Here is a 12551-nt window from a genome sequence, read left to right on the forward strand (position 1 = left end):
AGCAGACATGGGAAGACTGGAAGGAAAAACCGCCTTGGTCACGGGCGCGGCCCATGGGATCGGGCTGGCGACGGTCCATGCCATGGCGCGCGAAGGAGCCATGGTATGGGCCGTGGATCGGGATGCAAAGGGTCTAGAGGCTCTGCGCGATGTTCCACGTGTCCAGGTGGCTTTGCTCGACGTCACCGATGCGGCGGGAATCACACGGCTGGCCGGGCAGGTGGGTTCGTTGGGCGTGCTTTTCAACTGCGCGGGCTACGTCCACCATGGCACGGTGCTCGACTGCACGGACGCGGCCTGGGACACCACGATGGCCATCAACGTGAAGAGCATGTTCTGGCTCATCAAGGCCTTTCTGCCGGGAATGCTCCGGGCCCGTACAGGAAGCATCGTCAACATGTCGTCGATGGCTTCCTCGGTCAAGGGCGCAACCAATCGCTTCGCATATTCCACGAGCAAGGCGGCCGTCATTGGATTGACCAAATCCGTGGCCATCGATCACATCCGTGAAGGAGTGCGGTGCAATGCCATTTGTCCGGGGATCGTCGATACGCCCTCGCTGAAGGACCGCATGAGTGCCATGCCGGATCCGGAAGCCGCGACCAAGGCCTTCATCGCGCGTCAGCCAACAGGCCGTCTGGCCCGTGCGGAAGAAATCGCGCCTCTCGTCGTCTACCTGGCGTCGGATGAGGCTTCGTTCGTCACGGGGGCGATCTATTCGATCGATGGAGGTATCACTCTCTGACCTACCAGTCCTGTATTTGATTTCGTGCATTCCTTTGACTTAAAACTTGATTCAGGAGACAGACAATGAAGAAATGGGTGAAGAACGCAGCGGCCGCAGCCATGTTGACGATGGGCCTTGCCGGCGTGGGCAAGGCACAGACCGATCCCATCAGGATCGGGTTCATTACCGACATGACCGGTGTCTATGCCGACATCGATGGCCCGGGTGGCGTTGAAGCGATCCGGATGGCCATCGAGGATGCAGGTGGGGCCATCAGCGGCCGCAAGGTCGAGTTGCTGGTCGCAGATCACCAGAACAAGGCGGACATCGCCGCCGCGCGGGCGCGCGAGTGGTATGACTCGGGGGTGGATGTCATCATCGGAGGCACCAACTCATCGGCTGTCCTCGCCATCAATCATGTGGCGCGCCAGAAGAAGAAGGTCATGCTGTCCTCCAGTGCGGCGACTACGAGATTGTCCAATGAAGAGTGCAGTCCCTGGTCCGTGCAGTACGTGACGGACACGACGGCCATCGCCCGCGTCACGGGGTCGGCGGTCGTCAAGGATGGCGGCAAGAGCTGGTACTTGATTTCAGTGGATACCGCGGTCGGCCATTCACTCGAGAAAGACCTGGTGGAGGTCGTCAAGGCGGGAGGCGGCACCATCAAGGGTTCAATCCGGCATTCTTTGGGCACCACGGATTTTTCGTCGATGCTGCTGCAAGCACAGTCGTCTGGTGCCCAGGTGGTTGGGTTGGCGACGGGGGGCGGTGACCTTCTGGCGGCCATCAAAGGGGCGCAGGAATTCGGTTTGCACCGATCCATGAAGGTTGCGGCGCCGCTTGCCTTCTTGTCGGATATTCATGCACTTGGCCTGCCTGTCGCTCAGGGGCTGTATTACACGGAAGGGTGGTACTGGGACCACGACGAAAAGTCGCGAGCCTGGGCAAAGCGCTTCTTCGACAAGCGCAAGGCCATGCCCACCAGCTACCAGGCGGGCAACGCCTCCGTGACCAATCACTGGCTCTCGGCGGTCAAGGCTGTGGGCAGCACCGATGCGGACAAGGTGATGGAAAAAATGCGCGCGACACCCATCAACGACTTCTTTACGCAGAACGGAACGATTCGCCCTGATGGGCGGATGGTGCACGACATGTTCCTGATGCAAGTGAAGTCTCCCGCGGAATCGAAATATCCATGGGACTATTCCAAATTGATCGGCACAGTTCCGGGGGAAAAGGCCTTCATGAGCAAGGCGGAGTCCAAGTGTGCCCATTGGAAATGAACGCATTAACGTCAACAGGAGTAAATGGCAATGAAACTCAGCATCGAGCAACTTCGGCAATTCGAGCAGCAGGGCTATGTGATCTGCAAGGATCTTTTCACGTCCGAGGAAATGAAAACCTTGCGTGGCGCGCTTCAGGAAATTCTCAATGATGATATTGATCGGCCAGGCGTGTCGCGAGAGAAAAACAGCAAGGCGCCGCGTCTCATCTATGGCGCCGACCAGTTCAACGAGGTTTTTGCGCGACTGGTTCGCCATCCACGGTGGATGGAACCTGCCAAGCAGATACTCGAATCAGATGTCTACATTCATCAACTCAGAATCAATCCCAAGGCACCTTATGAAGGTGAGGGTTTCTGGTGGCACCAGGACTTTTCAACCTGGCATTTCGAGGATGGCATGCCGACGTCCAATGCCCTGATGATCGCCGTGTTCATGGATGACATCTATGACACCAATGGGCCGTTGATGGTCATACCGGGGTCGCACAAGTATGGAGAGATTCCCGAGCGGGTGCCCAACCCGGATGAGACGGGCTACACCGTCATGGAGGTTTCGCGCGATGTGGTCGCCGGGCTGGTGAAGGAATCTGGCATCGAGGCCTTGACGGGATCGGCAGGCAGCGTGATGTTCATGCATTGCAACCTTCTGCATGCTTCCGCGGGCAATGTCACCCCGTATCCCCGCTCCATCATCTATATCAATGCGAATTCCGTCGGCAATATACCAACGAAGAAAAAGCGGGCGGCGCATCACTGCAACCCCGACGCGACGGCGCTCGAACCGTTGGAAGACGATTGTCTGATTTCCTGAGGCCATGAGCCGTACGGCTCGCTATTCAGCTCCCGCATAGTCAACGAACTCTACCCTGCTCGTATCAGCGAGTGGGGTCTTTGGAATGAAAAAATACATTTTGGAGACAAAGCGCCTGACCAAGGAATTTCGAGGGTTTGTCGCGGTTCAGGATGTCAATCTGCAGGTTGAGAGGGACAGTATTCATGTCCTCATCGGTCCCAATGGAGCGGGCAAGACGACCTGCTTCAACTTGTTGACCAAATTCCTGACGCCAACTTCGGGGCAGATCCTCTTCGATGGAGAAGACATCACGCGTGACAAACCTGTCAAGACCGCTCGCCGCGGAATGGTTCGTTCGTTTCAAATTTCCGCGGTTTTCCCCCACATGACGGCGCTTGACAATGTCCGCGTCGGCTTGCAGCGGATGACCGGCGCTTCATATCGATTCTGGGAGAGCGGGCGGCGGCTCGATCGGCTCAATGACCAGGCATATGCACTCCTGGAAAGGGTTGATCTGAAGTCATTTGCCCACCACATCGTCGCCGACCTGCCTTATGGGCGCAAGCGTGCCTTGGAAATCGCAACGACGCTGGCAATGCGGCCCAGACTGATGCTGCTGGATGAGCCCACCCAGGGCATGGGCCATGAGGATGTCGGCAAGGTCACGCAACTCATCAAGGAAGTCAGCGTCGGCAAAACCATCCTGATGGTCGAGCACAACATGAACGTGGTCGCCAAGATCGCCGACAGGATTACCGTTCTCTCGCGTGGTTCGGTTCTGGCTGAAGGCTCATATGCGGAAGTGTCGAAAAACAAGGCCGTGGTGGAGGCCTACATGGGTACGGCAATTTCCAAACTTCAGCAGGAGGCTGGATGACCACACCGATGTTGGAGATTTCCGACTTGCACGCCTGGTACGGTGAGGCGCATGTATTGCACGGCGTGAATTTTCAGGTTCACCAGGGCGAAGTCGTGACGCTGCTGGGGCGCAATGGTGCCGGCAGAACGACCACGCTGCGCGCCGTTTTCGGCTTGTTGAACAGGAGAGAGGGCTCAATACGCATTGGCGGGCAGGAGGTCATCGACTGGCCTGCCTATCAGATCGCTCACCTTGGTCTGGGCTATTGCCCCGAAGAGCGCGGCATTTTCCCCGGCCTGACCTGCGAGGAGAACTTGCTTCTCCCCCGCAAACTGCGGGTGCAAGGCGGCCAGGCGATGTCCTTGGATGAAATCTACCAACTGTTCCCCAATCTCCACGAACGGCGATATTCCCCCGGCACGCGTCTGTCTGGTGGTGAACAGCAGATGCTGGCAGTGGCCAGGATCCTTCGCACAGGGGCTGGTCTGCTGCTCCTGGACGAAATATCCGAGGGCTTGGCGCCGGTCATCGTGCAGGCCCTGGCGCATCTGATTCGGATGCTTAAGGAACGAGGTTTCACCATCGTGATGGTCGAACAAAACTTTCACTTTGCCGCTTCGCTCGCCGACCGCTTCTACGTGATGGAGCATGGGCGAATCGTTCGGGAAGTCCTGGCCTCGGAGTTGTCCGAACAGCAAGCCATGCTGGATGAGTTATTGGGTGTTTAGCGTGGCACTGCTGCGTACTTCGGCCCCCGGCATGACCCCATCGAAATCGGATGAATGATGATTCAAATATTTGGTATTCCCATCCAGGCGTTGATGGGGCAAATTCTCCTCGGACTGGTGAACGGTTCGTTTTACGCAGTCCTTTCGCTGGGTTTGGCCGTGATTTTTGGCCTGCTCAATGTGATCAACTTCGCTCACGGCGCCTTTTTCATGTTGGGCGCTTTTTTTGCTTGGATGGGGTTGCACTACCTGGGGGTCAGCTACTGGGTGATGCTGCTGGTGTCGCCTCTGCTGGTGGGGGTGGCGGGCATCATTCTCGAGAGAGGGTTGCTGCGCCACCTCTACCAGTTGGACCATCTCTACGGCCTGTTGTTGACTTTTGGCGTCGTATTGCTGATGGAAGGGTTCTTTCGTAGCATTTATGGCGTTTCGGGGCTTCCCTACCCCGTGCCGAGCGCCTTGCAGGGAGGCATCGATCTGGGCTTCATGTACCTGCCCATTTACCGGTTGTGGGTCGTGGTGGTTTCGCTGGCACTGTGTCTGGGGGTTTGGCTCCTCGTGGAAAAAACCCAGCTTGGTGCACTGCTGCGCGCCGCCACATCCAATCCCAAGCTGGTTGAGGCCTTTGGCATCAACGTGCCGTTGATAGTCACCCTGACGTTTGGCTGCGGCGTTGCCATGGCCGGTTTCGTTGGTGTACTGGCCGCACCCATCATGCAAGTGTCTCCGTCCATGGGTGCGAATCTCATCGTCGTCGTATTCGCTGTTGTCGTGATCGGTGGTATGGGGTCGATTTTGGGATCCATCGTGACGGGCCTGGGGCTGGGCGTTCTGGAAGGCCTGACGAAGGTTTATTGGCCCGAGGCAGCCAATACGGTGGTGTTCATGATCATGGTCATCGTTCTGGTGCTCCGGCCAGCCGGGTTGTTTGGAAAACAGGCATGAACAAAAAATTTGCGATCTCTCTCGCCGTGTTCGCGGCGCTGTGCGCACTGCCGTTCGTAGGCGCGTATCCCGTCTTCATCATGAAAATCCTGTGTTATGCGCTTTTCGCTTGCGCATTCAACCTGCTGCTGGGGTATGCGGGATTACTCTCGTTCGGACACGCCGCGTTCCTGGGAGGGGCGGGATATGCGACCGGCCATGCGCTCGCGGTATGGGGGATGAGCACGGTGCAGGGCCTCGTCTTCGGTGTGATGGTGGCGGCGGCGATGGGCGTGGTGTTTGGTGCGTTGGCCATTCGGCGCAGTGGTATTTATTTCGCGATGATTACGCTCGCCCTTGCCCAGATGGCTTACTTTTTCTTCATGCAGGCACCGTTCACGGGCGGAGAAGATGGTCTCCAGGCGATTCCCCGGGGCAGCATCCTGGGTATCGACCTGAACAACGATCTCGCTCTGTACTACTTTGTGCTCATGGTGTGCGCGCTCAGCTTCGCATTCTGCAGCCGGGTCGTGAACTCGCCGTTTGGTTACGCGCTCAGGGCGATCAAGGAGAACGAGCCGCGAGCCATTTCGCTCGGCTACGACGTGGAGCGTTTCAAGCTGATCGTATTCGTGCTGTCCGCCGCGCTTGCGGGCCTGGCCGGATCTCTCAAAAGTCTGGTGTTCGTCTCCGTGACGCTGGCTGACGTCGTATGGCACATGTCAGGCTTGGTTGTCCTCATGACCCTCATTGGCGGAGTCGGTACCTTGCTCGGGCCGGTGATCGGTGCGCTCATCGTTGTGGTGCTCGAGAACAAGGTTGGCGAATTTGGGCAGATGCTGGCGAGTGCGACAGGCTGGAACGGCTTTGAGCTGCTCGGTCAATCCGTTCCCATGGTGATCGGGCTCATCTTTATTGTTTGCGTAAGGTTGTTTCGCCAAGGCGTCGTGGGCGAACTGGCGCATTGGCTGCGAACAGGGAAGTCCCCCTAGGGCTCCAGTTCCCGGAATCGCAAATCAATATTTTTCACTCGCATCACTCTAGGAAGGTGTCTACGGCGATGACCCCAACAACTGCAGCGGCTTCTTCTTGGCAGCAAGCCGTTTTCAAAGTCCTTAGGAAGGGCGGCGTCAACCAGATCGCCTATGTGCCAGATGCCGGCCATTCGCATGTCATTCGCAGCGCCATTGCCGACCCTGAAATTCAGGATGTGGTCTTGACCACTGAAGAAGAGGGAGTGGCGGTCTGCAGTGGCGCCTGGCTTGGTGGCCAGCGCGCGGTGCTCCTGATGCAGAGCAGCGGCGTAGGCAATTGCATCAACATGTTTTCGTTGCTGCAATCGGCCGATTTTCCTTTTTGTACGCTGGTGACCATGCGTGGAGAGTATGCCGAGTTCAACCCCTGGCAGGGCCCGATGGGCAAGGCCACGCAGGCCGCGTTGGAGCTTATGGGTATTCACGTGCTGCGTGTCTCCAGGCCTGAGGATGTGGAAGAGGTCGTCAGCGCAGGCTTCGATGCTGCGTTCCAGGCTGGCGAGAAAGTCGCAGTGCTGTTGGGTCAGGAACTGATCGGTCGCAAGAAATGGGATCGCTAAACATGAATCAAAAGATATCGGCTTCGCGCGCTGACCGCCGCGCTTTCGTTTCCCAATTGATTGCTGCAGCACCTGATGCTCTGGTTGTTGCCGGCCTGGGATCTGCCTCCTACGACGTGTTCGCTGCTGGCGACCGTGATCGAAATTACTATTTATGGGGTGCCATGGGTGGAGCCGCCTCGCTGGGCCTGGGTCTGGCGCTCGCGCAACCGGATGAGTCGGTGATCGTAATCACGGGCGATGGTGAGCAATTGATGGGCATTGGCAGTCTGGCCTCCATTGCTGTTAAACAGCCAAAGAATCTGACCATCGTCGTGCTGGACAATGGCCATTTCGGTGAGACCGGCATGCAGCGCAGTCATTCAAGCCTGGGTGCCGACTTGGTTGCAGTGGCCAAGGGTTTTGGCATTGCCGATTCGTTCTCCGTGAACAGCACGGATGCCTGCGAAGACATCGCCCAAGGTATCAATGCCCGCAAGCAAACCACCTTTGTTCAGGTCTTCATAGATGCCAATCAACCGCCGCGTATGCTGCCCCCTCGTGATGGCCCTTATATCAAAAACCGTTTCCGAGCTGCACTGGGCTTGACGCCATTTTGAATTGACAGGGGCAAGAATGTCCTGGGCCAACTGAGTTGCCTTGGTTGGGCTGCGAGCCGGTTCTCTTTGATCTGTATCGGGATGACGTGGACCGGCGCCGCGTGCAGTTCCATGAGGGCGCGAGATTTTTCCGAAGTCAAACCGCATTGATTGCACCGGTAGATCGGCATGGCGATGGAGGGTGATGGATCTGGTGATGATCAAACCGACTTATTGCCGGGAGGGAGTTGATTCAGCGAGCGCCTGCAGCAGCAGCGCATGGATTCCCCCAAAGCTGCCATTGCTCATGCACACGATATGGTCGCCCGGCCGGGCGATCTGCGCGATCTGCGCAACGAGCGCCTTGAGATCGTCACTGCACCGGGCGCGCTGCTGCATCGGCGCGAGCGCCTCGGCGGCGTCCCAGTCCAGTCCCGCGGTGTGGCAAAAGGCCAGGTCCGCCGTCTCCAGCGCCCAGGGCAGTTGCGCCTTCATGGTGCCCAGCTTCATGGTGTTGCTGCGCGGCTCGAAGACGGCGAGGATGCGCGCCTGCGGCCCCACGCGGCGGCGCAGGCCGTTCAGGGTGGTGTGGATGGCCGTGGGGTGGTGGGCAAAATCGTCATAGACGGCAATGCCGCGCACCGTGCCGCGCAGCTCCATGCGGCGGCGTACGTTGTGAAAATCGGCAAGCGCCTGGGCGGCCTGCGCAGGCGCGACGCCCACATGCTCGGCAGCGGCGATTGCCGCCAGGGCATTCATCTGGTTGTGCTCGCCCGTGAGTTGCCACGCCACCTGCGCGGCGCGCTGGCCCTGGTGCAGCACGGCAAAGTCGTGCGGCTCGCCCAGCGCGGCAAAGTCGCTCTGCGGCGTGCCGAAGCCGGTGACTTCGCTCCATGCGCCCTGCATCAGCACGCGCGCCAGGCTGTCCTGCTGGCGATTGACGACTACGCGCCCGGTGGGTGGCACGGTGCGCACCAGGTGGTGAAACTGCCGCTCGATGGCGGCGAGGTCCGGGAAGATGTCGGCGTGGTCGAATTCCAGGTTGTTGAGCACGGCGGTGCGCGGGCGGTAGTGCACGAACTTGCTGCGCTTGTCGAAGAAGGCCGTGTCGTATTCGTCCGCCTCGATCACGAACAGCGGCCGCGCCTGTCCGGCGGCCTGCCGGCCCAGCCGCGCGGAGACGCCGAAATTCAGCGGCACGCCACCCACCAGAAAGCCGGGCGTGAGGCCGGCAGCCTCCAGGATCCAGGCGAGCATCGCGGTGGTCGTCGTCTTGCCGTGCGTGCCCGCCACCGCCAGCACATGCAGGCCCTGCAGCACATGGTCACTGAGCCATTGCGGCCCGCTGGTGTAGGGCAGTCCGGCGTCCAGGATGGCCTCCATCAGCGGGAACTTGGCTGCGCCGCCCGCCAGGTGCAGGCGGCTCACCACGTTGCCGATGACGAAGAGATCGGGTTTCAGGCTCAGCTGGTCGGCGCCATAGCCTTCGATCAATTCGATGCCGAGCGCGCGCAGTTGGTCGCTCATGGGCGGGTAGACACCGGCGTCGCAGCCCGTGACCTTGTGCCCCGCCTCGCGTGCGAGCGCGGCAAGCCCGCCCATGAAGGTGCCGCAGATGCCGAGAATGTGTATGTGCATGCGGGGATTCTAAGAGGCGGGTCATTCCAGGAATATTTGATTGAAAATCGCCCTCAGGGCTTTACCATAGAGCGTTGACAGCTATCAAAATAAAGTTCAAAGCACACGGCGCATCCCCATGGTGCGCGCCGGCGGTATTCTTGCGGCACCAGCCGCCCCCACGCCATGCTCAGCCCTGTTTCCGATGAACTGCTCCAGGCCGCCGCCCGCCTTGCGGTCGATGAAGGTTTTGACTGGGGCAGCGCCAAGCGCCGCGCCGTGCGCGAGCTGGGGTTGCCTGCGCGCACCCCGCTGCCAGACAACCTCCAGATGGAAGATGCGGTGCGCGAGCACATCGCGCTCTTTCATGCCGATACGCAACCGGGCGAATTGCACACGCTGCGCCTGCTGGCGCTGGAGTGGATGCGCCGCATGCAGGCGTTTCGCCCCTATCTGGGCGGGGCCGTGTGGTGGGGCACGGCCACGCGGCGCAGCGACGTGGTGATTGCGCTGTTTTGCGACGATCCGAAGTCGGCGGAGATAGACCTGCTCAACCAGCAGGTACGCTACGAGCCGCACACCAGCGCCGGTCTGCGCGGCGAGCCGGTGCAGACGCTGGCCGTGCTGGTGCGCAGCGCGGCGCTGGCGCAGGAGGTCGTGGTGCAGCTGCAGGTGTACGACCTCGATGACCTGCGCGGTGCCTTGCGCAGCGATCCGCGCGGGCGTACGCCGCGCGGGGATGCGGCTGCGGTGCGCAAGCTGCTGGATGCTGGCGGGTCTGGTACGCTTGGGCAATGACAGTTTCAGAGCAAGCGGCGAAGCCTCCTGTGGGCTCGGGCGGGGCGGCAGGCGGATCGCGCCGCCAATGGCTGACGCTCGGCGTTGCGGGCGCGGCGGCAGCGGCTGGCGCGGGCCTTGCGTGGTGGCGCTTCAGCCCGAGGAGCGCCGATGCGCAGGCGGTGGATCAGTTCTGGGCCTCCGAATTCGAAGGGCTGGATGGCGCGCCGATGGGCATGGCGGTATTCCGGGGCCGTCCGCTGCTGCTTAACTTCTGGGCCACCTGGTGCCCTCCCTGCGTGCAGGAATTGCCCCGGCTCAACGCTTTCCATGAAGCGCACAAGGGAGACGGCTGGCAGGTGCTGGGCCTGGCGATCGATCAACTCGCCAGTGTGCGGAAGTTTCTGCAGCGGGCCCCTTTGGCGTTTCCCGTGGCGCTCGGCGGCGTCTCGGGCCTGACGCTGGTGCGAGACCTGGGCAACCCCAACGGGGGTTTGCCCTTCTCCGTGCTTTTTGCCGCGAATGGCGCCATTGCCCAGCGTAAAATCGGCGAACTCTCTTCTGATGATTTGCAGCAGTGGCGTGCTTCCCTGTAGGCATCCACCTTAGTCTGCCCACTCTAAATCCAAGCCTGATTCTCGCAATTGCATGCCAATTGCGGTAAATTAGCGTCTTATAGTTTCTTTTGGAATTTTCATGGACCTGCGAAAACTCAAGACCTTGATCGATCTCGTGTCCGAGTCGAACGTGTCCGAGCTTGAAATCACCGAGGCTGAGGGCAAGGTCCGCATCGTCAAGGGCGGCATTGCCGGCGCTGCTCCGATGCAGCAGGCTGCCGTGCAGCCCGTGCTGGTGCAACAGCCCGTGGTTGCCACAGCGGCTGCACCCATCCCGGCGCCGGCACCCGAGGCCGCGGAGGGCAACGTCATCAAATCGCCGATGGTGGGTACCTTCTACCGCTCTTCCAGCCCCGGCGGCGCGCCGTTCGTCGATGTCGGCAGCCAGGTCAAGGAAGGCGACGTGATCTGCATCATCGAGGCGATGAAGATTCTCAACGAAATCGAGGCCGATCACAGTGGCACCATCACCCGCGTGCTGGCGGAAAACGGCCAGGCGGTTGAATACGGCCAGGCGCTGTTCGTCATTGAATGATGTTCGCGGCCTCTGCGTGAGCGGGGGACGAGCCCACTAACCGCGAGGACATCATGTTCAAGAAGATTTTGGTTGCCAACAGGGGCGTTCTTGCCGCAGGCAAGGCGAAGCAAATTGCACTGGCACGCGTGAGCGTGCGGGTGATGAGCCGCGGAGCAGCCCATGTTTAAAAAGATTCTGGTCGCCAATCGCGGCGAAATCGCCCTGCGCATCCAGCGCGCCTGCGCCGAGCTGGGCGTCAAGGCCGTCATGGTCTATTCCGAAGCCGACAGGGATGCCAAATACGTCAAGCTCGCCGACGAGGCCGTGTGCATAGGCCCGGCGCCCTCGGCGCAGTCCTACCTCAACATGCCGGCCATCATTTCGGCCGCCGAGGTGACGGACGCCGAGGCCATCCACCCGGGTTACGGCTTCCTGTCGGAAAACGCCGACTTCGCCGAGCGCGTGGAACAAAGCGGCTTCCAGTTCATCGGTCCGACACCCGAATCCATCCGCACCATGGGCGACAAGGTCTCGGCCAAGCGCGCCATGATCAAGGCCGGCGTGCCCTGCGTGCCCGGCTCGGATGGCGAATTGCCCGACGATCCGGCGCAGTGGCGCAAGATCGCCAGGAGCATCGGCTACCCGGTCATCATCAAGGCGGCGGGCGGCGGCGGCGGGCGCGGCATGCGCGAGGTGCACACCGAAGCGGCGCTGGTCAATGCCGTGCAGCTCACCAAGGCCGAGGCCGAGGCGGCGTTCGGCAATCCCTCGGTCTACATGGAAAAATTCCTGCAGAACCCGCGCCACATCGAGATTCAGATCCTTGCGGACAAGTACAAGAACGCGGTGTATCTGGCCGAGCGCGACTGCTCCATGCAACGGCGCCACCAGAAGGTGATCGAGGAAGCCCCGGCGCTCGGCATTCCGCGCAAGCAGATCGAGAAAATCGGCGAGCGCTGCGTGAGCGCCTGCAAGAAGATCGGCTACCGCGGCGCGGGCACGTTCGAATTTCTCTACGAAAACGGCGAGTTCTATTTCATCGAGATGAACACCCGCGTGCAGGTGGAGCACCCGGTGACCGAATGGATCACCGGCGTGGACATCGTGCGCTGGCAGATCATGGTGGCGGCGGGGGAAAAGCTCGGTTTTTCGCAGCGGCAGGTGCAGGTTCAGGGCCACGCGATCGAGTGCCGCATCAACGCTGAAGACCCCTACAAGTTCACGCCATCGCCGGGCCGCATCACCAAGTGGCATGCGCCGGGCGGGCCGGGCGTGCGCGTCGATTCGCACATCTATACCAATTACTTCGTGCCGCCGAACTACGACTCGATGATCGGCAAGATCATCGTGCACGGCGACACGCGTGAGCAGGCGCTGGCGCGCATGCGCACGGCGCTGCGCGAGACGGTGGTGGAGGGCATTTCCACCAATGTCCCGCTGCACAGCGAGCTCATGGTGGATGCGCGCTTTGTCGCAGGCGGCACCAGCATCCACTACCTGGAAGAATGGCTGGCGGCGCGCAAGCGCTGAAGGTG

General features: G+C 60.5%; 14 protein-coding genes. 13 read left to right on the forward strand and 1 reads right to left on the reverse strand.

Annotated elements, in window-relative coordinates; all coding sequences use genetic code 11:
- Positions 1–7: 7 nt before the first annotated feature.
- The 9 genes from K320_RS0112215 (at position 8) to K320_RS0112255 (ending at position 7509) form a co-directional block, all read left to right on the forward strand.
- Positions 8–745 (forward strand): SDR family oxidoreductase, encoded by a 738-nt coding sequence (locus K320_RS0112215; RefSeq protein WP_024539124.1) that lies wholly within the window; start codon positions 8–10, stop codon positions 743–745.
- Positions 746–810: 65 nt separating this feature from the next.
- Positions 811–2010 (forward strand): ABC transporter substrate-binding protein, encoded by a 1200-nt coding sequence (locus tag K320_RS0112220; RefSeq protein WP_024539125.1) that lies wholly within the window; start codon positions 811–813, stop codon positions 2008–2010.
- Positions 2011–2040: 30 nt separating this feature from the next.
- Positions 2041–2823 (forward strand): phytanoyl-CoA dioxygenase family protein, encoded by a 783-nt coding sequence (locus K320_RS0112225; RefSeq protein WP_024539126.1) that lies wholly within the window; start codon positions 2041–2043, stop codon positions 2821–2823.
- 85 nt (positions 2824–2908) lie between these two features.
- Entirely contained in the window at positions 2909–3682 is a 774-nt protein-coding gene (locus K320_RS0112230; protein WP_024539127.1) for an ABC transporter ATP-binding protein, read from the forward strand.
- A complete protein-coding gene (locus K320_RS0112235; RefSeq protein WP_024539128.1) occupies positions 3679–4392 on the forward strand; it encodes an ABC transporter ATP-binding protein in 714 nt (237 codons plus the stop codon). The genes K320_RS0112230 and K320_RS0112235 overlap by 4 nt, the downstream gene beginning before the upstream one ends.
- Positions 4393–4449: 57 nt before the next feature.
- A complete protein-coding gene (locus K320_RS0112240; protein WP_024539129.1) occupies positions 4450–5337 on the forward strand; it encodes a branched-chain amino acid ABC transporter permease in 888 nt (295 codons plus the stop codon).
- Positions 5334–6308, forward strand: coding sequence for a branched-chain amino acid ABC transporter permease (locus tag K320_RS0112245; RefSeq protein ID WP_024539130.1), 975 nt, complete (start codon positions 5334–5336; stop codon positions 6306–6308). Before K320_RS0112240 ends, K320_RS0112245 begins: the two co-directional genes overlap by 4 nt.
- A gap of 68 nt (positions 6309–6376) precedes the next feature.
- Complete coding sequence (locus K320_RS0112250; RefSeq protein WP_024539131.1) at positions 6377–6910, forward strand: thiamine pyrophosphate-binding protein; 534 nt, start codon at positions 6377–6379, stop codon at positions 6908–6910.
- A 2-nt stretch (positions 6911–6912) separates the two neighbouring features.
- Positions 6913–7509 (forward strand): thiamine pyrophosphate-dependent enzyme, encoded by a 597-nt coding sequence (locus K320_RS0112255; protein WP_029696102.1) that lies wholly within the window; start codon positions 6913–6915, stop codon positions 7507–7509.
- A gap of 210 nt (positions 7510–7719) precedes the next feature.
- Here the strand turns inward: K320_RS0112255 and mpl are convergent, their stop codons facing one another.
- Positions 7720–9126, reverse strand: coding sequence for a UDP-N-acetylmuramate:L-alanyl-gamma-D-glutamyl-meso-diaminopimelate ligase (mpl, locus tag K320_RS0112260; protein WP_024539133.1), 1407 nt, complete (start codon positions 9124–9126; stop codon positions 7720–7722).
- A 165-nt stretch (positions 9127–9291) separates the two neighbouring features.
- Between mpl and K320_RS0112265 the strand changes: the two genes are divergently transcribed.
- The 4 genes from K320_RS0112265 to accC all read left to right on the forward strand — a co-directional run bounded on the left by K320_RS0112265 (position 9292) and on the right by accC (position 12546).
- The gene (locus tag K320_RS0112265; RefSeq protein WP_024539134.1) at positions 9292–9903 is read left to right on the forward strand and encodes a hypothetical protein; all 612 of its coding nucleotides are present in this window, start codon (positions 9292–9294) and stop codon (positions 9901–9903) included.
- The gene (locus K320_RS0112270; protein ID WP_024539135.1) at positions 9900–10478 is read left to right on the forward strand and encodes a TlpA family protein disulfide reductase; all 579 of its coding nucleotides are present in this window, start codon (positions 9900–9902) and stop codon (positions 10476–10478) included. Before K320_RS0112265 ends, K320_RS0112270 begins: the two co-directional genes overlap by 4 nt.
- Positions 10479–10578: 100 nt before the next feature.
- Positions 10579–11034 carry an acetyl-CoA carboxylase biotin carboxyl carrier protein gene (gene accB, locus K320_RS0112275; protein ID WP_024539136.1) on the forward strand — a complete coding sequence of 152 codons (456 nt, stop codon included), beginning with the start codon at positions 10579–10581 and terminating at the stop codon, positions 11032–11034.
- Between the two features lie 162 nt (positions 11035–11196).
- Complete coding sequence (gene accC / locus K320_RS0112280) at positions 11197–12546, forward strand: acetyl-CoA carboxylase biotin carboxylase subunit (RefSeq protein WP_024539137.1); 1350 nt, start codon at positions 11197–11199, stop codon at positions 12544–12546.
- Positions 12547–12551: the final 5 nt, after the last annotated feature.

The organism is Comamonas badia DSM 17552, assembly GCF_000484635.1.
Taxonomy (GTDB): domain Bacteria; phylum Pseudomonadota; class Gammaproteobacteria; order Burkholderiales; family Burkholderiaceae_C; genus Comamonas_C; species Comamonas_C badia.